22 protein-coding genes and 1 CRISPR repeat array are annotated in these 20,052 nt (G+C 71.2%); of the genes, 10 read left to right on the plus strand and 12 right to left on the minus strand.

All coding sequences use genetic code 11. From position 1 onward, the window contains the following. Positions 1-8: 8 nt before the first annotated feature. The gene (locus ACSTA4_RS12695) at positions 9-1,343 is read right to left on the minus strand and encodes a YeeE/YedE family protein (protein ID WP_444963697.1); all 1,335 of its coding nucleotides are present in this window, start codon (positions 1,341-1,343) and stop codon (positions 9-11) included. An 854-nt stretch (positions 1,344-2,197) separates the two neighbouring features. Here ACSTA4_RS12695 and ACSTA4_RS12700 point away from each other — a divergent pair. Further along, entirely contained in the window at positions 2,198-2,473 is a 276-nt protein-coding gene (locus tag ACSTA4_RS12700) for a hypothetical protein (RefSeq protein ID WP_444963698.1), read from the plus strand. 8 nt (positions 2,474-2,481) lie between these two features. On the opposite strand, the gene ACSTA4_RS12705 is transcribed toward ACSTA4_RS12700, so the two are convergent. Beyond that, the gene (locus ACSTA4_RS12705) at positions 2,482-3,408 is read right to left on the minus strand and encodes a universal stress protein (protein WP_444963699.1); all 927 of its coding nucleotides are present in this window, start codon (positions 3,406-3,408) and stop codon (positions 2,482-2,484) included. A 480-nt stretch (positions 3,409-3,888) separates the two neighbouring features. Beyond that, positions 3,889-4,089 (minus strand): hypothetical protein, encoded by a 201-nt coding sequence (locus tag ACSTA4_RS12710; RefSeq protein WP_444963700.1) that lies wholly within the window; start codon positions 4,087-4,089, stop codon positions 3,889-3,891. A 244-nt stretch (positions 4,090-4,333) separates the two neighbouring features. On the opposite strand from ACSTA4_RS12710, the gene ACSTA4_RS12715 reads away from it, so the two are divergent. Next, on the plus strand, positions 4,334-5,440 hold the full coding sequence (locus ACSTA4_RS12715; protein WP_444963701.1) for a protein-L-isoaspartate O-methyltransferase family protein: 1,107 nt from the start codon (positions 4,334-4,336) through the stop codon (positions 5,438-5,440). Positions 5,441-5,667: 227 nt separating this feature from the next. Further along, positions 5,668-6,243: a CRISPR direct-repeat array (repeat unit 29 nt; unit sequence GTGAGCCCCGCGCACGCGGGGATGGACCG). Between the two features lie 112 nt (positions 6,244-6,355). On the opposite strand, the gene ACSTA4_RS12720 is transcribed toward ACSTA4_RS12715, so the two are convergent. Further along, complete coding sequence (locus ACSTA4_RS12720; RefSeq protein WP_444963702.1) at positions 6,356-6,784, minus strand: MarR family transcriptional regulator; 429 nt, start codon at positions 6,782-6,784, stop codon at positions 6,356-6,358. A 14-nt stretch (positions 6,785-6,798) separates the two neighbouring features. Here ACSTA4_RS12720 and ACSTA4_RS12725 point away from each other — a divergent pair, with 14 nt between their 5' ends. Further along, positions 6,799-7,608 carry an SDR family oxidoreductase gene (locus tag ACSTA4_RS12725; RefSeq protein WP_444963703.1) on the plus strand — a complete coding sequence of 270 codons (810 nt, stop codon included), beginning with the start codon at positions 6,799-6,801 and terminating at the stop codon, positions 7,606-7,608. Positions 7,609-7,937: 329 nt separating this feature from the next. Here ACSTA4_RS12725 and ACSTA4_RS12730 read toward each other — a convergent pair whose 3' ends face one another. The 3 genes from ACSTA4_RS12730 to ACSTA4_RS12740 all read right to left on the minus strand — a co-directional run bounded on the left by ACSTA4_RS12730 (position 7,938) and on the right by ACSTA4_RS12740 (position 9,578). Next, positions 7,938-8,258, minus strand: a complete 321-nt coding sequence (locus ACSTA4_RS12730; protein ID WP_444963704.1) for a MazG nucleotide pyrophosphohydrolase domain-containing protein — start codon at positions 8,256-8,258, stop codon at positions 7,938-7,940. A 49-nt stretch (positions 8,259-8,307) separates the two neighbouring features. Continuing rightward, a complete protein-coding gene (locus ACSTA4_RS12735; protein ID WP_444963705.1) occupies positions 8,308-8,928 on the minus strand; it encodes a 3'-5' exonuclease in 621 nt (206 codons plus the stop codon). Positions 8,929-9,023: 95 nt separating this feature from the next. Beyond that, positions 9,024-9,578, minus strand: coding sequence for a pentapeptide repeat-containing protein (locus ACSTA4_RS12740; RefSeq protein ID WP_444963706.1), 555 nt, complete (start codon positions 9,576-9,578; stop codon positions 9,024-9,026). An 871-nt stretch (positions 9,579-10,449) separates the two neighbouring features. Between ACSTA4_RS12740 and ACSTA4_RS12745 the strand changes: the two genes are divergently transcribed. Then, positions 10,450-10,986, plus strand: a complete 537-nt coding sequence (locus ACSTA4_RS12745) for a class IV adenylate cyclase (RefSeq protein WP_444963707.1) — start codon at positions 10,450-10,452, stop codon at positions 10,984-10,986. 5 nt (positions 10,987-10,991) lie between these two features. Here ACSTA4_RS12745 and ACSTA4_RS12750 read toward each other — a convergent pair whose 3' ends face one another. Together ACSTA4_RS12750 and ACSTA4_RS12755 are read right to left on the minus strand one after the other, a co-directional pair. Then, positions 10,992-11,207: a helix-turn-helix domain-containing protein gene (locus ACSTA4_RS12750; protein ID WP_444963708.1), complete on the minus strand. Its 216-nt coding sequence runs from the start codon at positions 11,205-11,207 to the stop codon at positions 10,992-10,994. Between the two features lie 165 nt (positions 11,208-11,372). After that, positions 11,373-11,825: an ATP-binding protein gene (locus tag ACSTA4_RS12755; RefSeq protein WP_444963709.1), complete on the minus strand. Its 453-nt coding sequence runs from the start codon at positions 11,823-11,825 to the stop codon at positions 11,373-11,375. A 234-nt stretch (positions 11,826-12,059) separates the two neighbouring features. On the opposite strand from ACSTA4_RS12755, the gene ACSTA4_RS12760 reads away from it, so the two are divergent. From ACSTA4_RS12760 to ACSTA4_RS12770, 3 genes are read left to right on the plus strand one after another with little or no spacing between them, the layout of a single operon-like run. Further along, positions 12,060-12,881 carry a helix-turn-helix domain-containing protein gene (locus tag ACSTA4_RS12760; protein ID WP_444963710.1) on the plus strand — a complete coding sequence of 274 codons (822 nt, stop codon included), beginning with the start codon at positions 12,060-12,062 and terminating at the stop codon, positions 12,879-12,881. Further along, complete coding sequence (locus ACSTA4_RS12765) at positions 12,878-13,057, plus strand: DUF397 domain-containing protein (protein ID WP_444963711.1); 180 nt, start codon at positions 12,878-12,880, stop codon at positions 13,055-13,057. Before ACSTA4_RS12760 ends, ACSTA4_RS12765 begins: the two co-directional genes overlap by 4 nt. 50 nt (positions 13,058-13,107) lie before the next feature. Further along, positions 13,108-13,287 carry a DUF397 domain-containing protein gene (locus ACSTA4_RS12770; protein WP_444963712.1) on the plus strand — a complete coding sequence of 60 codons (180 nt, stop codon included), beginning with the start codon at positions 13,108-13,110 and terminating at the stop codon, positions 13,285-13,287. Here the strand turns inward: ACSTA4_RS12770 and ACSTA4_RS12775 are convergent. Further along, complete coding sequence (locus ACSTA4_RS12775) at positions 13,265-14,101, minus strand: AraC family transcriptional regulator (protein WP_444963713.1); 837 nt, start codon at positions 14,099-14,101, stop codon at positions 13,265-13,267. The two genes, ACSTA4_RS12770 and ACSTA4_RS12775, sit on opposite strands and share 23 nt — an antisense overlap. Before the next feature lie 82 nt (positions 14,102-14,183). Here ACSTA4_RS12775 and ACSTA4_RS12780 point away from each other — a divergent pair, with 82 nt between their 5' ends. The 3 genes from ACSTA4_RS12780 (at position 14,184) to ACSTA4_RS12790 (ending at position 17,608) form a co-directional block, all read left to right on the plus strand. Then, positions 14,184-14,996 (plus strand): sulfite exporter TauE/SafE family protein, encoded by an 813-nt coding sequence (locus tag ACSTA4_RS12780; protein WP_444964162.1) that lies wholly within the window; start codon positions 14,184-14,186, stop codon positions 14,994-14,996. Positions 14,997-15,140: 144 nt separating this feature from the next. Continuing rightward, positions 15,141-15,857 (plus strand): SDR family NAD(P)-dependent oxidoreductase, encoded by a 717-nt coding sequence (locus ACSTA4_RS12785; protein ID WP_444963714.1) that lies wholly within the window; start codon positions 15,141-15,143, stop codon positions 15,855-15,857. Between the two features lie 257 nt (positions 15,858-16,114). Then, positions 16,115-17,608, plus strand: coding sequence for a hypothetical protein (locus ACSTA4_RS12790; protein WP_444963715.1), 1,494 nt, complete (start codon positions 16,115-16,117; stop codon positions 17,606-17,608). A gap of 332 nt (positions 17,609-17,940) precedes the next feature. On the opposite strand, the gene ACSTA4_RS12795 is transcribed toward ACSTA4_RS12790, so the two are convergent. Both ACSTA4_RS12795 and ACSTA4_RS12800 read right to left on the minus strand, forming a co-directional pair. Further along, complete coding sequence (locus ACSTA4_RS12795) at positions 17,941-18,840, minus strand: macrolide 2'-phosphotransferase (RefSeq protein ID WP_444963716.1); 900 nt, start codon at positions 18,838-18,840, stop codon at positions 17,941-17,943. A gap of 207 nt (positions 18,841-19,047) precedes the next feature. Beyond that, positions 19,048-19,989: a LysR family transcriptional regulator gene (locus tag ACSTA4_RS12800; protein WP_444963717.1), complete on the minus strand. Its 942-nt coding sequence runs from the start codon at positions 19,987-19,989 to the stop codon at positions 19,048-19,050. Positions 19,990-20,052 lie beyond the last annotated feature (63 nt).

The raw sequence follows: 20,052 nt of genomic DNA on the forward strand, positions 1-20,052 counted from the left end.
GCCCGGATTCAGCAGACGCTGTCGCCCGGCTTGGGCACGCCCAGACCGAACAGGCTGCGGGCCCGCAGCCCCGCCCAGGTCCCGGCCAGGGCGAAGACCGCCCACAGCCACCCGTGCAGGCTGCCCGAACCGATTCCGGCCAGGTAGGCGCCGATGTTGCAGCCGCCCGCCAGGCGGGCGCCGATGCCCATGAGGATGCCGCCCAGGAGTCCGGCGGCGACCAGCTTCCAGCTCAGGCCGGTGTGCAGCTTCCACGCCCCGGCGGCGGCCGCGGCCACGGCGGCGCCGAGGATGATGCCGATGTTGGTCAGGCTGGTCTTGTCCTGGAGCACCGGACCGGCGAGCTGCGCGGCCTGCTGGGGCTGGTTCCAGAACGCCCAGGTCTCGGGGTGCGCGCCCACCAGCTGGAGCGCCTTGGCGCCCCACAGGTTGAAGGCGGAGGTGACGCCCCAGGCGCCGCCGGAGACCAGCAGCACCGCCGCGCCGAGCACCGACAGCACCAGGGCACCGATGATCATGGGCCAGCTGCCCCGGACCACGCGCAGCAGGCCCCGCGCCGAGGGCGGCGTGCCCACGGGCGGCGGGACGCGGCGGTTCTGCACCGCGCGGGTGCCCACGACCACGGCCGCCAGCACGGCGATGGTGATCGCCCAGGAGCCGCCCCACCCGACGTGGTCGGAGAGCAGGAACGGCGGCAGCGCGGGCAGGTCGTTGACCAGCGGCCACGCGGCGCTGTAGATCACCGATCCCGCGATGAAGCCGACGAGGGTGATGACGATGGCCGACTGGCCGGAGCCGACCGCGAAGAGCGTGCCCGAGGCGCAGGCGCCGCCCAGCTGCATGCCGACTCCGAACAGGAACGCGCCCAGGAACAGGGCGATGCCGATCGGTCCGGCCGAGGCCTGCGGGTCGTTGCCGAACAAGCCGGTTCCGGTGCCGATGACCAGGGCGAACAGGGTCGCGGTGGTGCCCAGCAGCACGGCGTGCGCGCGCAGGCCGGTGCCGTTGCCCACGGCGAGGAACTGCCGCCAGGCGGAGGTGAAGCCGAAGCGGGAGTGGAACAGGGTGAAGCCCAGTCCCGTGCCCAGGAGCAGCAGAACGGCGGGCAGCGCGCCGTGGGTGTTCCACACGTAGGCGGCCAGGCCCACGGCCACGGCCAGGGCGATGCCGAGCGGCCACCAGCGGACCGGTTCGGCCTCGGCCGCGCGTGGCTGGGGCACGGACAGGGCCGGGCGCCAGCCCAGGGACAGGGCGGACGGCATGGGCGCGGCGGCGGCGTCCGGTGCGGCGTCCGCGGAGGCGGGTTCGGCGGCGCCGGGAGGCGCGGAGGGGTGAGTGGTCACGGAGAAGCTGTCCAAACGGTGACGGAGCGGGTGTCGGCCGTGGCCGAACGGGGACGGGACACCGGTACCGCGGGGACGCCGGGCGCGGAGGAGACCGCGCGCGGGGGAAGGGGACGGGGCCCGGTCAGCGCACGCCGTCGCGGCACCGGCGGCGACAGAGTCCGTCGTCGGTGCTCGTCAGCGACATGGAGATGAGCACCATGCGCAGGAAGCGGGCTTTATCGGACACGGGGCTCAGTGTAGGACAAAGTCCGGTGGGGGTGAGGAGACCGTGACGAAGCGCACGGACGCGCGCCGGTCCGGGAAGCGGGGTGTGTCGTCCCGGAACCGGTGTCGCGTACCGGTGCGCGGAGGGGATTCGCGCGGAATTTGCGCGGAATTCGCGCCGGATGCGCGGAATCCACCGGACGCCGTCGTTCCTGGTGGGCGGGTGTCAGGGGCTTGTGGTGCCCGATGTCCGCGGCGGGTGGCCGGGCGGGTCCGTGTTTACCCGGAGCAGGACGGGTAGACAGGGGGTTGTGCACCTGCGCACCCCGCGGACCACGGGGGCGGCCGTCACGGCCACGAGGTCCCGGGGGCACGGCGCGGGTGCGGGGTCGGGCGCCCACGGGGGTGAGCGCGCGGCCCGCGCCGGACCTCCGCTATCGGGGGATTCGAGAGGGTCCGGCGAGACGCGGGAGCCCCCGCGCGACCCGGTCGCGCGGGGGCTTTTCCCTTTCCGGAAGGCGGCTTGGCCACCACGTGCATTTACTAAGAGTTGCTGTATAACTACTCTTGGTGAACACTGGATGTGTTCCGCCGCCGCGGCCCGTCCGCGGGCCTCCGCCCGAGAAGGAAGAACCCTCCCCGTGCGCATGAACCTGACGCGTGCCGCCCTCACCGCGGCCGCCGCCCTGGCCCTGGCCGGGCTGGCCAGCGCCCCCCTCCTGGCCGACGAGGCCACCGCCGAGCCCACCACGGAGCCCTCCTGCGGCAGCCCCCTGGTACTGCTCTCGCCCGGCGCGAAGGTCGAGGGCAGCAGTTGCTCGGTGGTGAGCACGGTCGACCAGGAGCTCCAGAGCCTCGCTCCGGGCGGCCTGCTGCCCAGCGCGCCCGACATGTCCGGCATGCCCGGCACCGGCTGGGGCTGATCGCGGGCTCAGTCCTCCTCCGCGTGCCGGGGCACCACGACCACGGGCACCGGCGAGCTGTGCATCACGCCCTGGCTGACCGACCCCAGCAGCACGCCGCGCACACCGCCCCGGCCGCGCGAGCCCACGACCACCAGGTCGGCCTCGGCGGCGGCCTCCACCAGTGCGTCCACCGGGTTGCGCTGGGTGCGCACGGCGGAGATGTCCACATCGGCGGTGGCGTCGTCCATCACCTCGGCCAGCACACCCGAGACGAGTTCCTCGGACTGGCGTTCCAGCAGGTCGTCGGGCGGTGTCCACCCGGACTCGGTGAGGGAGGCGGTGGCGAAGGGCAGCGGGACCTCCCAGCTGTGCACCACCACGACCGAGGAGCCCTCCTGGAGCGCGGCCCGGTGCAGGGCGAAGTCCAGCGCGCGCCGGGAGTCCACCGAGCCGTCCACGCCGACCGCGATCCGCAGCGGTTCTGACGGTTGCGGCGCGCGTCCCTCGGTGCCGGGGACGACGACCACCGGGCAGTGCGCCTTGGCGGCCAGCCGCATTCCGGCCGCGCCCGCCAGCACCGAGCGCACCGGACCCATGCCGCGCGAACCCACGACCACCAGGTCCCCGTGGCCGACGCGGTGCAGCAGCGCCAGCGGCGGCTCCTCCAGCCCCAGCGCGGTCTCCACGCGCAGCCCCGGCCGCAGCGAGCGCACGTGCTCGGCGGCCTCCTCCAGGAGGCGGCGGCCCTGGGCGGTCATCTCCTCGGTGGGAGGAAAGCGGGTGGGACCGGCGTAGACCGACATCACCAGCGGCATGGACAGGGCGTGCACGACGTACAGGGGGAGTTGCCTGAGCTCGGCCTCCGCAGCGGCCCACTCCAGGGCTCCGCGCGCCGACGCCGATCCGTCGACGCCCACCGCGACCTTGGGAGAGGGGATCGGGTCATCGGGCATGGTTTCCTGCCTTCTCGTCGCGGGACGTGTTCTGCGGGAGGTGGACTCCTCCCACCGCAGAGCGTGCCCTACGGCGGGGGTCCGCACCCGCCGCGGCGGCGGTGTGGCGCGAAAAACGTCCGCCTTTCCGCCTGGTTCCCCTACCCGGGTCGCTTGCTCGGACGCACTGGTGTGAGTGGTGGGGGGTGAGTGCTGTCGTGTGCTGGGTGAGGATGTACGCCGAGGCCAAGAGTGTTTCCCCTGGCTCCGCGGCTCCGCGCACGCGGAGGCGGACTGGTCTTCTGGGGAGCGCGACAGGGACGCCCGACCCGCACGGGCGCCCCTGTCCGCATTCGGCCACGGCCCCCCACGCCACTGCCGGGTACATCCCCGTGTGGAGGTGGTCATGTCAGGCAACTGCCCAGCGGGCCAGCACGACTGGCAATCCGGCCCCAACGGCACGGCCAAGTGCAGCAGATGCGGAGCGATCAGCTCGAAGAACTACTGAACCCCGACCTCGCAGACCGGGGGGTGGCAGTCCACACAGTCCTCCCGGCACTCGCCGTAGTTCGTCATCGACATCGACTTGCACCGGGTGCACAGCAACCGCTTCCCGCCCGGCGGGTCGTGCCGCCACTGGTGGTGGCCCCGGCGGCAGATCCCGGACGGTTGGATACGGGTGCGGTCTGTGGAGGTCTCCATGGATGCTCACCGTAGCCGTGACGAGACAGGCGGGGAAGGCCAAACGGCCACACCCGCACTCATCTCCTGGCGCTCGGGTGGACCAACAGCACCCCCGACGCTGACAGGAGCCACCCCTGGCCCAGCGCTCCATCCGCAAAGGTGAAGGCACCGTAGTGATCGAGTCCGACGGAGACGGCAGCGGCGGCGGTTGGACACACCGCCAGGTGGTCACGTGCAGCGGCTGTAAGGGAACGGGAGAGACGTGACGGATGACCTCGACGCGCTTCACACCGCCCTGATAGAGCGCCTGGACACCACCGCCACGATCCGCGACGCGTTCGCGGCTCACCCCCGGCACCTGTTCATCCCCGACCTGGTCTGGCCCGACGCGACCGGCCTGCCCCTGCACCGGACCTCCGATCCTGGCCGGTGGACGCATCTGGTGTACGGCTCCGACGCGGTCACCACTCAGGCCAACGACGGCGGTCCGGGGCCGCGCAACGAACCCAGCTCCTCGTCGTCAGCGCCCCAGGTGATGGCGGACATGATCGCCGCGGCCGGAATCGATGAGGGCATGCGGGTGCTGGAGGTCGGCACCGGCACCGGGTGGAACGCCGCGATCCTGAACTCCCTCGTGGGGGAGAAGGGGTCTGTCACCAGCATCGAGATCGACCCCGGTGTGGCTGCCCTGGCACGGGAACGGCTGACCGGAACCGGCGTCATCGTGCGAACCGCCGCCGAGCCGCCTCCCGGGGAGGTGTACGACGCGGTCATCGCCACCTGCGCGGCGACCCGGATACCGGGCGGGTGGCTCGCCGCCGCTGAGGGTGCGGTGCTCGTGCTTCCCTGGAGTCCGCACCCGGTCGCCCACAGTACGCCGATCGTTGCCCTTGCTGCTCGCGAGGGACGCGGGTCGGGGCCGTTCGTGCGAGAGGCCGCGTTCATGCGCGACCGCACACAGCGCCCGGGTGACCTCCCCTTCCCCGGCCTCGGGCAGCAACCGACTCGGGCTGCCGACTTTCCCGTCGGGTCGGTGGAACTCATCGGCTCGGGGATGATGACCCAGCTGATGTTGATGATGCCCGGGGTCCGTCTGGGAACAGGGCTGCGGCCCTTCCGGGGTGAGCCCGGCCGGATCGTGTGGTTGGGCTTCGGGCGGGCGTGGGCGTACGTGTGGCCGGACGGCACCGTCACCGGCGGCGGTGATCGTGCCTTGGGCGAGGAACTGGGTCATGCTTACCGGCTGCTGCGGGGTGCCGGGCTCCCAGGTCTGGAGAGTTTTGACCTGGAAGCCGACACCGGCCAGGATTCCTGCCGGGTGGTGTGCGCGGCCCTGGAACAGCACTGGGATCATCCCGTATCGCCCTAAGCTTCTCGCCTTTCATCCTGCTCGTGCTGCTCTTCAGAGCTATTTCTTCGGGGCTGTGAGCCTGCGACCGCAGCCCAGGCATGGAACGCCTGTGTGCCCGGCGCAGTAGTGGGGATGAGCGCCGCCGTGCACTGTGTGAGGATGTACGTCTAGGTCAAGAGCCCCCAGCACGTTCCGGGCCAAGGTTGCGGCGAGATAACGGCCCGCGTTGTCGCAGGTCGTTAAGCGTGAGCCCCGCGCACGCGGGGATGGACCGACCTTCACCACCCCCATGTGGGAGATCAACCCGTGAGCCCCGCGCACGCGGGGATGGACCCGCGCCCCGCAGGCTCTCGCGGGGCGCGCTAGGTGAGCCCCGCGCACGCGGGGATGGACCGCGCCGCAAGACCATCACCGACGCCATCCTGCCGTGAGCCCCGCGCACGCGGGGATGGACCGCGCCGCAAGACCATCACCGACGCCATCCTGCCGTGAGCCCCGCGCACGCGGGGATGGACCGGACGATTGAGGCCGGGATACGGCCGCGCTCGGTGAGCCCCGCGCACGCGGGGATGGACCGCAGCGCAACGAGCTGGAGATGGAACTGCAGATGTGAGCCCCGCGCACGCGGGGATGGACCGCTCGGCGGCGGGTGGCGGACATGGCCGCGCGTGTGAGCCCCGCGCACGCGGGGATGGACCGACGCCTGGGTGCGCACCGCGGACTGGTCCAAGGTGAGCCCCGCGCACGCGGGGATGGACCGGTAGTGGAGCTCGCCGCGCGGGCACAGGTGTCGTGAGCCCTGCGCACGCGGGGATGGACCAGCCGGGCCCGGGGACGCGGCAGGCTACGGCCTGTCCTTGATCCGCTTCTCTCGATCGGCCTGCATCCGGACACGGTCCGGTGCTGGCGTGGCCGGTTCGCCGACCAGGGCCATCAGTGTTTCGAGTTCGGTGCTGTTCCGGGGGTGAGCGCGGTTGCCAGGGCGGCGAGGCGGTCATGTTCCTCGGGTGTGAGACGGCGGAACCGGTCGGCGACCGATTCGGCGAAGCGCTCCCGTAGGCGCGCAATCAGCTGTTCGCCCTCCTGGGTGGCCGTTACGCGAATCACCCTGCGGTCCTCGCTGTCGCGCTCTCTCGCCAACAGCCCCCGCCTCTCCAGCCGGTCGATCATGCCGGTGACATTGGTCCTGTCGCAGCCGAGAGTGGTGGCCAGTTCACTGAAGGACGGCCGATCGGTAGTCAGGACGCACAGCAGCTGGGCCTGCTGAGTGGTCATGCCGAACTCGCGCCCGATGAGCGCGTAGAGGGCGGCGGCCTCGCGGTGCAGCGTAGTTACGGCGGCAGCAAGGGCATGCGAGTTCATGAGAGACAGTCTAGATGATTGACCTCATCGACAATTTAGGAGAGCATCTCACCTATCGACACCATCACCTTTCGAAGGACTCAGGCATACGCATGAACAGCAAGGTCGCAGTCGTGACGGGAGCGTCCCGGGGGATCGGGCGCGCTGTCGCCGAACGGTTGGGGGCGGATGGAGCGCGGGTGGTCGTCAACTACCACTCGGACGCGGTCGCGGCGAAAGATGCCGTGGCCGCCGTCGAGCGTGCGGGCGGACGGGCCACCGCGGTGCGAGCCGATGTGCGCGACGCGACGCAGCTGAGCTCTCTGTTCAAGGCGGCCGTTGCGGAGTACGGCGGGCTGGATGTCCTCGTCAGCAATACGGGGATGGCGCGCCCTACATCCCTGGCGGATGCCACGGACGAGGACTTGGAGCTGCACTTCGCCATCAACACCTGGCCCGTCTTCAGAGCCCTGAAGGAGGCCGCACTCCACATGCGCCACGGTGGGCGGGTCGTCGTGGTCTCCAGCGGTGCGACCGTCGTGGCGCATCCTGGCGCGGGCCTCTACGCCGCGAGTAAAGCGGCAGCTGAGCAACTGGCCCGGACAGCGGCACACGAGCTCGGACAGCGCGGAATCACGGTGAACAGCGTGTTGCCCGGCGCTACCCGCACCGATGCCCTGCAAGCCCAGATGCCGGCTGACGTGGCCGCATCCATCCGTAGCCAGACGCCCCTCGGCCGCCTGGGCGAGCCGGCCGACATCGCATCGGTGGTCGCGTTCCTGGTCTCGGACGAAGGCGCATGGATCAACGGCCAGACCATCCACGCAAGCGGTGGCCTCTTCTGAGGTGCCCTGGCAGCTGTTGCCCTTTCAAGCCTGATGACGGCGTCTTCACTGGTCAGGCACAGAGTCGCTGAACCGGGGAAGTCGTGGCCTGTGCGGATTGACGGCGCAGCAGCACGTTCCCGCGCTCCGAGTCACCGACCCGCCCGCTGGAGTGCTCTCCCATCAAGGAGAGACATGTCCGACCCCTGGCCGGAAACCCGACCGAAGCGACCACGTCGTGAGCCCCGCGCACGCGGGGATGGGCCGCTACGGGCGACGCTGGTGGTGACGGTGTGGCGGTGAGCCCGTGAAAGGAAGAGGGGCTGCCCGTCGCGGGCAGCCCTTGAAGCTCATGACCAGGTGCGGGTCTCGTTCAGCGCTTCCTTCTCCCGTAGCGCCTGGCTCAGATCGATGCCTTCGCGGTTGGCGATGGCCGCGAGGTAGATCAGCACGTCGGCCAGTTCCTCGCCGAGGCCGCCCACCGTGCTGGTGGGGTCCATGCTGAGCGAGGCACGCTTGCGCACGGCCTTGCACACCTCCCCGGTTTCTTCCGCCAGCTTCAGGGTCTGCTCGACCAGGGTGCTGTCGGAGAATCCGCGCTCCACCTCCATCTTCGCCACGTAGTTCTGAATCTGGGCCAGGGTGAGCGGGCGGTCGGGTAGCGGCTCCATAGCGAGATTCCTTCGCGAGGTGGTGAGCACGGACAGAGCGAAAACGATTTCAGAACAAGGTTGCGTTCTCCCTGGACAGAGGTGATCCGGCCACACGCGTCAGGTCGGACAGCGAACGGAAGGGACAGGAAACGTCGGAGACAAGCGCGGACAGCACCAACGCGGCAGCGACGGTGTCCCACAACGCCCGGTGAGGGCGTCCCCCTGGCACCAAGGTGTTGACGCGCTCTCTGAGTTCGTACCGTTCCACCAACGACGCCAGCGCTTTGGGCCCCGGAACCTTCAGGGCCCGAGCCAGACGCAAGGTGTCGATCAACCCCGCCGGGCGCAACCCCGGGTAGTGGCGGTGGAGCAGCCGCCAGTCCACCGCCACGTTGTGCCCCACCAGGTACCGGCCCTCCACCCGCGCATGAAGCTCGGTGCCGACCTCCTCCGGCGGTGGGGCGCCGACCAGCACCTCATCGGTCAACCCGGGGCTGATCCACGGCCGAGACGGCACGGGCCGCCCCGGGTTGATGAGGGATTCGTAGGCTTCCCCCATGGTGGGGAACCCGCCTGCCAGCGGTACCACCGCGATCTCCAGGATCGCCTCGCGGTCACGGTCCTGGGCTCCGGTGCCTTCCAGGTCCAGGGCGGACAGCGGGGCGTGGGTCCACAGCTGGCCGGTCATGGCGGGTCCCCCTAGGGTGTAGGAGATGGTATTTGGACGGTAGCCCGTTGGCACGCTAAGCCAGTCCGGATTTCGCAGCCGTTTCTTCGGGCCGGTTACAGCGGCGCCTCGGCCACGGTCAGGTCCAGGTCGCGGACCATGACCTCGCTGAGCTGACGCAACTGCATCTCGGTCACCTTGGCCCCGCGCAACGACGCCAGTCCCGACAGCCCGGACAGGTCGCTGCCTCGCAGGTCCGCACCGGCCAGGGAAGTGTCCTGGAGGTCCACACCGAAGGCGCAGTCGTCGAAGACCGCTTTCCGCAGGTCGCACCCCTCGAAGGCGGCCTCCTTGAACGAGCAGTTCACGAACGCGACGTCACTCGCGGCCCTGACCTGGGCCCAGGTGGCGTAGTCGAACTGGCAGCCCTCGAAGACCACATCCCGCAGGGACACCCGTACCAGTGACACGCCCATCAGCCTCGACGTGCGGAACCGGCAGCGGTCGAGAGTGACGTCCACCAGGCGGTGCGAGGACAGGTCCACCGACCGAAAGTCGGTGTTGGCGACCCGCTCCTCTTCCAGGGGGTTCGGGTACGGCCAGGAGTTCACCGGCTCCTCGTCGTCGCTGGGTAGGAGTACGTTCGCGCTCCGGATTCGGGCTGTCTCCATGCAACCTTCTCCGTTCTGGTTGTCTCAGATGTCGCGGTTGTCGGATCGCCCCATTGGGATGCTCGGCCGGGGTTGGCTGATCAGGTCGGCGACCTCGCAGGGCCGTTTCAAGTACGGCGATGACACTGCTCATCGTTCACACTTGCACCTCCCGGCTCAGAGCACGGGTGAATTCGACGGTGATGACGAAGTCGCGTTAGCTGTTGTCGGTAGGAGAAGGTGGGGATGAGCGCAGCCGTGCGCTGTGTGAGGATGTACGTTGAGGCCAAGAACGCTCAGCATGTCCCGTGCCAAGGTTGCGGCGAGATAACGGACTGCGTTTTCGCAGGTCGTTAAGCGTGAGCCCCGCACACGCGGGGATGGACCGATGACCGTCAATACGCGCGGAATGCGCAAGCTGTGAGCCCCGCACACGCGGGGATGGACCGTCGGGATGACCCCCATGGAGGTGAACCAGTTGTCGCCGTTCACTCAGGCGTACAACCGGAGGATCGCTGAGGGTACGGGGCTGGAGTCACAACCACGAGGGCCGAAGAAGAAGCCCTAGACGCACGTCAGCCCCCGCATGGCAGGGGCTGACGCTGTTCCTCTGAGGAAGTATGAAAAAGGACAAAGGTGATGCCTTGCCCGTGAATCGCGACTTTTTGCTACCCCTCTAAGGGCGTATGAAAAAGCTCAATCTTATTATACTCCCGCGATGGTGAGCCCCGCGCATGCGGGGATGGACCGCCGGTCAGCTCCGCAGGGGTCGCGTACTCGGTGTGAGCCCCGCGTATGCGGGGATGGGCCGTCTTGGGAAACTCCCGCCTGGTGGGGCGCGGTCTCGGTACGCTCGCCGGGACGGTGGTGCCGAGACGCGAGGGGGCCTGTGGTGCGGGAGATCGAGACGAAGTACCGGGTGGCCGATCTCGAAGCGCTGCTGGCCGCGCTCAAACAGGCCGGGGTGCGCATGAGCGACCCCGCCTACCAGGACGACCAGGCCTACGCCCCCGCTGGCTGGCGGCCGGAGTTGGGCCAGGTCGGTCACACCTTCGCCCGTGTGCGCACCCAGGACAGCGTGCACCTGCTCACCACCAAGACCCCGCTGGCCAACGCCATGGAGTGCGTGGAGTACGAGACCATCGTCGCCGACCGCGAGCAGATGCACGGTGCCCTGCTGGCGCTGGGCTACGAACCCACGGTGCGCATCGTCAAGCACCGTCGCACCGGCACCACAGGACCCATCGGGGTGTGCGTGGACCTGGTCGAGGGCCTGGGCGCCTTCGTCGAACTGGAACTGGTGGTCGATGACGACCGCGACGGCTTGGCCGCCCAGGCCGAACTCGACGCGTGGGCGCGAAAGCTCGACGTGGCCCTGGAACGCACCACCGACACCTACGACACCCTCGTGCGCGCCGCGACGGCCTGACGGTTTCAGGGGGTGGGGGCGGACTCATCCGGCTGGTTGAGGAGGGTGGCGATGTGTTCTTTGGGGTAGCGGCGTGCTCCGCCGGGGGTGCGGAAGGGTTTGAGGACGTTGTCCCATTGGCCTCGGTGGAGGCTGCGGGGGCGGATGTTGAACAGGGCGGCGACTTCGCTGGGTGTGAGGACGTCGGGTCGGCCGTCGAGGAGGTAGCTGTAGTCGGGCATGAGGGGCTTTCCGTGTCCGGTGTTGTGTGAGTGGTCGATCGGGTGGCCCCGCCTCCCCGGGGAAGGAGGAGGCGGGGCTTCGGGCTGGTGTTGAGGTCACCGGCCCTGGTCCGCGCCGTCACGGTGGAGGGCGCGGAGGCCGAAGGGCGGCCAGGGACGCGTGGGTTACCAGGGGAAGACGGCGCGGACGGTGATCGCGCCGCAGGAGTGTTGCTTCCAGTCCCAGTAGGAGCACAGGGCTTCGACCAGGCGCAGTCCGTTGCCACTGGGGCGCAGGGGCTCGGGGCTGGGCACGGCCGGGAAGCTGGGTTGTTCTCCGGGGCGGGGGCCGTTGTCGGTGACGCGGAGTTCGAGGTGGCGCGGGGTGCGTTCGATCTCCACGCGGATGCTGCCGCCGGGGAGCCCGGACGCCGAGTGACGCAGCGCGTTCGTGGTCATCTCGGACACGGCGATGCCGACGGGCTCGGCCAGGCTGGGGCGGGAGCGGGTGGCTTGGACGGCCCAGCGGCGGGCGATCTTGACGTGGCCGAGTTCGGGGCCGAGCAGAATGCCTGAGTTGGTGGCGGTTCCGCACAGTCGGCGTGGAAGCGTTGGGACCTGGACGATAGGCTTGTTCATGTCTCACCTCGGGGCTTTCCGGGTGGGGCACTTTGCCTCGGAGACCGCTCTCACCTTCGGTCTCCGGGGCTTTTTCATGCCCTTGTGGATATTTCGCCCGATATGGGCTGCCAAGCTTTCTGTATTTGCTTCGTCATGAACCTTGCCAACTGGTCTGTCTTCGGCGCTATGCTTATCGCTTAAGACGGTAAAAGTTCTATGGCCAGCGGTATGTTCAGTTGACCTGGTGGTGGGATGGTGCAAGAAGAAGACGCAGACAGGGCTGCGCAGCTTCGTTTCGGCAAGCTACTCAGGAAACTCCGGGACCAGGCGGGTCTTACTCAGCAGGAACTCGCTGACCTGGCCGTGATCGCGCAGAGCACCGTCAGCGATTTGGAACTGGGGAAAAAGGGGACGCGGAGAGACCCAGTAGTACGTCTCGACAAAGCCCTTACCGCTCGGGGCGTGCTCGTGGACGCATGGGATGCGGTCTTCTCAGGGGTCGGGGTGACCGCATATTTCCGTGAGGTGGCCGAGGCGGAGCAGATGGCTCCCAAGATCCGCGACTACTCCTACGGCCTGGTTCCTGGACTGTTCCAGGTCGAGAGTTATGTGCGGGCCATCAGTGAACTCTCCAACCCCGAAGCCACCACGGAGGCCATCGACCAGATCGTGAAGGCCAGGAAGTACCGACAGCAGATCCTGGACCGGCCCCACCCGCCGACGATCACGGTGCTCCTGGACGAGGTGGTGCTGCTGCGACGGTTCCGGGATCCGGAGGTGATGAAGGAACAGATCGATCACCTCATTGACCTGTCCCATCGCCCGCGAGTGAAGCTCCAGATCGTGCCGATCGCAACCGAGGGACATCCGGGTCTGTTCGGGTCCTTTACGCTGATGGACGTACCTGATTCCGGCACATTCGCCTATGTCGAAAGCCAGAGGACAGGGGTGTCACTGAAGCAGCCGGACGTTGTGGCAAGCTACGACCGGGTATTCGCGGAGCTGAGGAGCGCCGCCCTGCCGGTGCCCTCGTCGCGGTCCCGCATGGAAGAGATTCGAGGCAGCATCACATGATGACCGAGGACTGGAGCAAGTCCAGCTACAGCAACGGTGAGGGCGGCCACTGTGTGGAAGCCCGTCGTGACCAGGCGGCCGTCCTGGTCCGCGACACCCAGAACCGGCCGCTCGGCCACCTGGCCGCTCCGGCTGCCGAGTGGACCGCCCTGTTGGGTGCGGTACGCGGTCGGTAACGCCAGCCCCTGAACGGATCCCTCATGGCAGAGATTCGAGGCATGATCGCATGATGACCGAGGACTGGAGCAAGTCCAGCTACAGCAACGGTGAGGGCGGCGACTGTGTGGAGGCCCGTCGTGACCAGGCGGCCGTCCTGGTCCGCGACACCCAGAACCGGCCGCTCGGCCACCTCGCGACCCCCACCGTCGAGTGGACCGCACTGGTCAGCGCCGTTCGCGCCCAGTAGTCCATAGACACGACCGGCCCCGCCCAGACGCACCGGGCGGGGCCGTGCACTGTCCCGCCGCGTAGTCCCGGGGCGATGACCCCAGCACGCGCAGGAACATCGTGGAGAACGCCGACGGGCTCTCGTACCCCAACCCCATCGCCACCCTGGTCACCGGCTCACCTCTGGCCAACAGCGGCAGCGCGTGCAGCACGCAGGCCCGCTGCCGCCACCGCGCGAAGCTCATCCCCGTCTCCGCCCGGAAGAGCCGGTGCACCGTCCGCTCGCTGACGTGCAACCGTCCCGCCCACCGTGCGGGCGGATCGTGCACGTCCGGCGCCCCCAGGAACTCCTCGCACATCCGCCTCAACCCCTCGTGCCCGGGCAGCGGCAGGTCCAGAGGCAGCGGCACGAGCTGACGCAGTTCGTGCAGTACCAGCGCGAACACCGCCGCGTCCCGGCCGTGCGGGGAGTAGCGCGGCTCCAGGTCCACCGCCGTCAACAACAACTCCCGGAGCAGCGGCGATACCTCCACCACCTGGCAGCGCTCCGGGAACCACACGACCGCACTCGGTTCCAGGTACAGACTGCGCGTGCTCACCCCCGTCATGACCACCCGATGATCGGTCCCGGCCGGGATCAGCACGGCCCGGTGCGGCGGCACGGTCCACTCCCCGTCCGCGGTCTGGACCCGCATCACCCCCGTCGCCCCGTAGAGGAACTGCGCCCGCCGGTGCCGGTGGGCGGGCAGCACGTGCTCGGGCGGGTAGTCGGTGCCGATCGCCAGGACGGGCCGGTCGATGGAGTCCACCTCGGCGACGGGGATGTTGCGCATGGGGTGGACGCTACCGGTGTTGTCCGCTGCGCGAAGGATGGTGGCCTTCTTTCGAAAGCGCGCCAACCACCGCCTGCCTAACGTGGTCGGGGTGCTCACCTTCGTCCTTCCCCTGCTCGCCCTGGGCCTGCTGACCGGCGTCACCACCGTCCTGTTCGGCTTCGGCGGCGGCTTCGTGGTCGTCCCCGTCGTCTACTACGTCACCCGCGCCCAGGCCGACCCCGGCGTGGATCCGATGGCCGTGGCCGTGGCCACCTCCACCGCCGTGATGGTCGTCAACGCGCTCAGCGCCACCCTCTCCCAGCACCGGGCCGGGCGGCTGCGCCGCGACTACGTGTGGCCGCTGGCCGCCTACATCGGCGTCGGCGCGGTGCTGGGCTCCCTGGCAGCCACGGTCGTCGGGGGAGGGGCCCAGCGCGTGCTGTTCATCGCCTACATCGCCGTCACCCTGCTCGACACCCTCCTGCGCAAGGGCTTCCTGACCCGCGACCCCGACGCCGGACCCCGCCTGCTGGGGCGGCGCACCACCACGGCGGGCGGTGTCGGTATCGGCGCGGTGACCAGTTTCCTCGGCGTGGGCGGCAGCGTCATGACCGTCCCCCTGCTGCGCCGCAGGGGCCTGCCGATGGGGGAGGCGACCGCGATGGCCAACCCGCTCAGCCTGCCCGTCGCGGTGGTGGGCACGGCGGTGTACGCGCTGTTCGGCGACGGGGGAGGCGCCGGGCCCGGACACCTGGGTTCGGTGGACCTCGTGGCCGGGGCCCTCCTGCTCGCCGGGTCGCTGCCCGCCATCGCCGTCACCCGCCGCCTGGTGGGCCGGGTGCCCGACCGGGTGCACGCGGTCTCCTACGTCGTGCTGCTGGCGGTGGTGCTGGCGGCCTTCCTGTTCGTGTGAACGTTCGGCCGCGGGGTGTCCCGCCGCTGGCCCCACCGCCGCGTACCGCTGGCCGCCGGGGCGCTCCGGCGGAGGGGCCGTACCGGTGCCCGGGGGTGCGTGTCGGTGCCCGGTCCCCATACCACCTGCGGAAATACTGGCCGTATGGATCTTGAGGGAGCCCGAGTCCTGGTGGCCGGGGCCACGGGCGTACTCGGCGGACACATCAGCAGGGCACTGAACCGGGAGGGCACACGGGTCGTCCTCGCCGGACGAGACGAGGAGGCGCTCGACGCGCTCTCGCGGGAACTCGACGGGTCCTCCACGGCCGTGTTCGAGGCGGCCGACACCGAGGGCTGCGCGGCGCTCGTGCGCCGCACCGCCGAGGAGCAGGGTGGTCTGGACGGACTGGTCATCGCCTTCGGCGTCGTGGCCTTCGACACCGGCCCCGACTCCGAGGGCGGCATCGAGGACGCCGCGGTCGAGAAGATGTTCCAGGTCAACACGCTCGCGCCGATGGCGATGCTGCGCGCGGCGGTCGACGCGGTCAAGCCCGGCGGGGCGGTGGCGGCGGTCACCGCCGTGACGGCCGAGTACCCGACCCACGGCATGGCGGCCTACTCGGCCAGCAAGGCCGCCCTTTCGGCCTGGCTGACCGCCGCCCGCGCGGACTACCGGGCCAGGCACGTCGCGGCCCTGGACGTGCGCGCGCCGCACATGGACACCGGCCTCGCCGACCGCCCCCTGGCCGGGACCGCGCCCGGGCACCTGCCCGAGCCCCACCCCGTGGACGAGGTGGTGGACGCGATCGTGCGGGCCCTGCGCTCCGACGCCAGGTCGGTGGCCTTCGACCCCCGGGAGCGGAAGCTCAACGTTCGGTAGCCGCTGGCTCCCTGCCCGTCGGCTGCCGGGCTGCTGAGTTCCGGGGCTGCGGGGCGGGCCCCGTACCGTGCCCGCCGGTGGCCGGTCGGAGGTCTGGGCCCTGTGCGATGCTCGCCGGTGGCCGGGTTGCGGGGCGGGCCCGCAACTATGCGCTGTCCGGTGGCCGTTGGCCGCCGAACGGGCGGTTGCGGCGGTCGACAGCCCCGCTCCCGTCCGCCGGTGACACCCGGGCCGCCGCCCTGTGCAAGGGTTCGGCTATGAGACCCCGGCCCTCCGCGCATCCCCCCGTTTCCCCTGAGTCCGGCGAACCGGCCCTCGCCGCGCTGGGCGCCCTGGTGGACCGCTCCGTCGTCCAGATCGCCGAGGCCGCACGCGACGCGCGCAGGTTCGACCGCGAGACCGTCCGGGCCGTCTCCGACCTGTGGGACAACGCCGTTCTCCCCCTGTTCCGGGCCGCGACGGGCCGCCCGGGGCCGGAGCGGGAACGGCGCGCCCGCGCCGCTCTGGAGTGGACGGCGCGCCTTCGGCCGACGCGCTGGGACTGGATGGTGGAGCAGGCCGCGCTGTGCGGGCACCGCCTCGACGCGCTCGTCCCACCCCCGCCCGTGTACTTCGACAGGCCCTACCGCGACTGCCGGGGCAAGATCCATCCGGCGTATTCCCGGTGGACGCCGCAGGCGCTGGCCGACCTGGCGGACGACTACGCACTCGGCGCCGCCGCCCTGCGCCACGTGCGGCTCGAACGGGAGGGCACCCGCCTGTGCGGGTTCCTGACCCTGGAACTGACCCGCTCCTACGACCCCGGCGACGACGCTCCCGGCGGCCCTCCCACGCTCGACGTGCACCTGGAGGACCTGACCGGGGTGGACGTGGACACCGACTCGGCGCGCGGGGCGCGCCTGGAATCCGACGCGCGCGGGGTCGTGGTCGGCCTGGGAAACGGGAGAGCGCTGCGGGCCCGGTCGGCCTCACTGCGGCTCGCCGACGGCTCCTGGCAGCTGTCGGGGGCCGGTCGCCGCGCCGACGCGCTGACCCCGCCCCGTGGGGACGGGCCCCGGCCCGCCCAGCCGCCGCAGGAGGGGAGTGTGGAGGGCTCCGCCCGGGGCGCGGCGACCTTCCTGCTCTGGGCCATGTTGACGATCCGTAGGGTCCGCTATCCCGGTGAGATCGCGCGCGTGCCGGTGGACGCGTACTGCCGTGCGCTGGAGGGGGCCGGGCGGGACATCCTGGCGGCGGGGGCCCTGCGGCCGCGGCGGCGCGAGGCCGCGTTCCGTGCCCTGACCGCCGAGTGGCTGCGGCGCGGCGGAACCGATCTGGCGGCGGACTGGAGAATGCTCCTTCGAGGTGTTCCGGACGCCGGGGAGCTGGCTCGGGGCGTGCGCGACGAACTGCTCGCGCGGGGAGAGGCCCCGCCCGCCCCCGTCACACCCCAGGAGGTCACCGGACTCCCGGAACGGGCCGCGTTGCGCATGGTCTCCTACACGGCCGAGCACACCGACGGGCGCGTCCGCCGTGAGGCCGACACCGTGGTGCACCTGGCCGTGCCCGGTCCGGAGGCGGACGGGCCGTGGCGGATGCGCGTCCTGACCGCGACCGACCCCGTTCGGCTGCGGGTGCGGACCGGGGCGTTCGACGGGACCGGCCGCGCCCGCGTGGACAGGGACGGGGGCGGGCGGGAGGTCCTCGCGGTGGACGGCGACGCCCTGTGCCTGGACGCCCGCGCCTGGGTCCAGGAAACCCCGCCGCGCTGACCTCGGGTGCTCGCGCTCGGGTTCGCGATCCCTCCGCGTTGGTTCTGGACCCCGTGCCCGTGCCCGGGGTCATGGCGCCTTCGCGCGCTGGCTCTGGACGCCCGGGTCCGGGCCGAGACGCAGGGCGCTGATCCGAGAGGCGCGGGGCGGTGGGAAGGGGCGCGCCCCGGCGGCGCGGGGCGGTGAGGGGCATGCCCCGGCGGAGTGTTCGCCGCCGGGCGGTGGTGCGCCGCGCGCCCGCCTCCGCGCGGTGTTCTCCGGGTTCTCCGGGAACGACCACGACGTGCCCTCCCGCTCCGGGCGGGCCCGCCGTCGCCGGACCGGGCGGCGGGTCAGCCTTGAGGGTCCAGCATCGCCGCCGCGGCGGCCAGATCGTCGTCGGCGCCGGTGGTCAGCGCGTACAGGGCGTACCCGACGGGGGAGGCGTCCCACAGGTGCCTGGCCTGCGCCGCCAGGCCGGGGTGGACGTGTCCGCCCGCCCGCTCGTAGGCGGTCAGGGTGGCCTTCAGCATCTCTTCGCCCGCGGCGCCGTACTGGGCGGACAGGTCGCGGGCGGGGTCGTCCACGCGTGCGGTCGTCCAGTCCAGGACCCCGGTGACCGCGCCCTCCTCGTCGAGCAGCACGTGCGCGGGGTAGATCTCGCCGTGGGTCATCACGGTCCGCTCGGGCCAGCAGGTGTCGTCGTCGAGCCAGGCCCGCCAGGACTCGGTCAGGGCGGGGGAGACGGTGAAGGCCTCGCTCACGCGGGCGATGTCGTCCCGCCACGCCTGACGTACCCGGGCCGGGGTACGGACCTCGACGCCCGCGGCCTCGGCCCGCTCCGGGGAGATCGAGTGCAGGCGGGCCAGCAGGCGCCCCAGACGCTCGGCGTAGTCGGGGCTGGCGGGGTCCATGTGCCAGACGGGCTCCCCGGCGTCGGTCAGGGTCAGGCCCGGGGCGCCGGGCAGGGCCGGGTAGGCGATCAGCTCGGGGGAGCGGACCCGCCAGTCGGGGACCGCGACGCCGTCCTCGGCCAGGACCGGGGCGACCAGGTCGAGGATGCGCTTCTCGGCGGTCATGCCCTCGGTGACGTCGGCGCGGCGCGGGACGCGCAACACCCACTTGCGGCCGGTCGCGTCGTGGGCCATGACGACGCGGTAGTCCAGGCCCGCCTCGTTCACCGTGGCGTCCCGCGCGGACAGGTGCAGGCCGTGGGCGGCCGCCAGGGTGATGGTGTGATCGATGGTGCTCATGGGACCAAGCTCCCACCCGCGCCCGCGTAACGCGAGGCGACAGGTCGTGCGGGCGCCGCCGGGCATGACCCGCGAGCGGACCGCTCCGGACCGGCGCTGAGCCGCCGCCGAGCACCGGCGCGGGGCCGTCGTCGCCTTCCGCTCAGGACGGGGCCGAGCCCCCGCCGCCGACATCCCGTCGTGGACGAACCGGAGCGGGCGGCCGGATCAGTCGTCCGCTCGGCGGACCACCCAGTCCGGGGTCCACACCTCACCCGGGGTTCGCGGGCCCGAAGTGCGCAGGTACTCGCGCAGCGCGCTCAGTACGGGGTGCCGCTCCCCGCTGCGGGAGAGCAGCACGTGCGGGTAGACCGGCGTCGGGTCGCGCAGGGGGACGCGCCGCAGGTCGTGGGCCCCGGGCCACAGGTACCGGTCCCCGCCGCCGACGAGGGTGGCCAGGGAGGCCGAGTCGGCCAGCGCGTCCATCAGGGCCTCGTCGCCGAAGTTGGGGCCGAGCGCGTCGATGCTCAGGCCGAAGGCCTCCGACAGCGCCCGGTAGAACGCCGCCCACTCCGTGTCGGGCCTGATCCCGGGTATCCAGATGCGGTGACCGGCCAGGTCCGCGGGCCTGATCCCGCGTGCGTCCGCCAACGGGTGGGCGGGTCCGACCAGGAGCTCCAGGGGCGCGTCCAGGAGCCGTTCGGCGCTGATTCCGGCCGGGACCTGCTCGGCCGCCAGGGCGCGGAAGGACGCGTCGACGGTTCCTTCGAGCACCGCCCGGGCGGCCTGGGCGGCGTTCTCCTCGCCCAGCGTGACCGCGTCCAGGTCCGCCCCGGGGTGGGAGCGGTAGAACCGGTAGACGGCCTGGGCCGGGGCGATGCGCCGGTTGAGTACGTCCACGCGCAGGGGGCGGCTGCCGGGGCGCACGGCCCGCTCGGCCTGCTCCAGGGCGGCGAGGACCCTCCGGGCGTGCGGCAGGAGGACCTGCCCGTCCAGGCTCGGCCTGGAGCCCCGGGAGGTCCGCACCAGGAGCGCGGTCCCCAGGTGCCTCTCCAGGGCCGCGATCCGCTTGGAGACCGCCTGCTGGCTGATCCCGAGCTCGTCCGCCGCGGCCTGGAACTGGCCGGTCCGGGCGACGGCCACGAACGTCCGCAGCGCTTCGACATCCACGGCCCCAGCCTACTCGCACAACCAGTGGTTGTGCCCGGCGGGCCGTGCGGTTGTTTGACCGCG

This window comes from Nocardiopsis sp. M1B1 (assembly GCF_052466615.1).

What these genes read in the sequence shown, in the direction of transcription:
- ACSTA4_RS12700 (WP_444963698.1), top strand. Translation starts at nt 2,198, where the DNA reads ATGAACCTGACGCGTGCCGCCCTCACCGCGGCCGCCGCCCTGGCCCTG.
- ACSTA4_RS12705 (WP_444963699.1), bottom strand. Translation starts at nt 3,408, where the DNA reads ATGCCCGATGACCCGATCCCCTCTCCCAAGGTCGCGGTGGGCGTCGAC.
- ACSTA4_RS12710 (WP_444963700.1), bottom strand. Translation starts at nt 4,089, where the DNA reads ATGGAGACCTCCACAGACCGCACCCGTATCCAACCGTCCGGGATCTGC.
- ACSTA4_RS12720 (WP_444963702.1), bottom strand. Translation starts at nt 6,784, where the DNA reads ATGAACTCGCATGCCCTTGCTGCCGCCGTAACTACGCTGCACCGCGAG.
- ACSTA4_RS12725 (WP_444963703.1), top strand. Translation starts at nt 6,799, where the DNA reads ATGATTGACCTCATCGACAATTTAGGAGAGCATCTCACCTATCGACAC.
- ACSTA4_RS12730 (WP_444963704.1), bottom strand. Translation starts at nt 8,258, where the DNA reads ATGGAGCCGCTACCCGACCGCCCGCTCACCCTGGCCCAGATTCAGAAC.
- ACSTA4_RS12735 (WP_444963705.1), bottom strand. Translation starts at nt 8,928, where the DNA reads ATGACCGGCCAGCTGTGGACCCACGCCCCGCTGTCCGCCCTGGACCTG.
- ACSTA4_RS12740 (WP_444963706.1), bottom strand. Translation starts at nt 9,578, where the DNA reads ATGGAGACAGCCCGAATCCGGAGCGCGAACGTACTCCTACCCAGCGAC.
- ACSTA4_RS12750 (WP_444963708.1), bottom strand. Translation starts at nt 11,207, where the DNA reads ATGCCCGACTACAGCTACCTCCTCGACGGCCGACCCGACGTCCTCACA.
- ACSTA4_RS12755 (WP_444963709.1), bottom strand. Translation starts at nt 11,825, where the DNA reads ATGAACAAGCCTATCGTCCAGGTCCCAACGCTTCCACGCCGACTGTGC.
- ACSTA4_RS12760 (WP_444963710.1), top strand. Translation starts at nt 12,060, where the DNA reads ATGGTGCAAGAAGAAGACGCAGACAGGGCTGCGCAGCTTCGTTTCGGC.
- ACSTA4_RS12765 (WP_444963711.1), top strand. Translation starts at nt 12,878, where the DNA reads ATGATGACCGAGGACTGGAGCAAGTCCAGCTACAGCAACGGTGAGGGC.
- ACSTA4_RS12770 (WP_444963712.1), top strand. Translation starts at nt 13,108, where the DNA reads ATGATGACCGAGGACTGGAGCAAGTCCAGCTACAGCAACGGTGAGGGC.
- ACSTA4_RS12775 (WP_444963713.1), bottom strand. Translation starts at nt 14,101, where the DNA reads ATGCGCAACATCCCCGTCGCCGAGGTGGACTCCATCGACCGGCCCGTC.
- ACSTA4_RS12785 (WP_444963714.1), top strand. Translation starts at nt 15,141, where the DNA reads ATGGATCTTGAGGGAGCCCGAGTCCTGGTGGCCGGGGCCACGGGCGTA.
- ACSTA4_RS12790 (WP_444963715.1), top strand. Translation starts at nt 16,115, where the DNA reads ATGAGACCCCGGCCCTCCGCGCATCCCCCCGTTTCCCCTGAGTCCGGC.
- ACSTA4_RS12795 (WP_444963716.1), bottom strand. Translation starts at nt 18,840, where the DNA reads ATGAGCACCATCGATCACACCATCACCCTGGCGGCCGCCCACGGCCTG.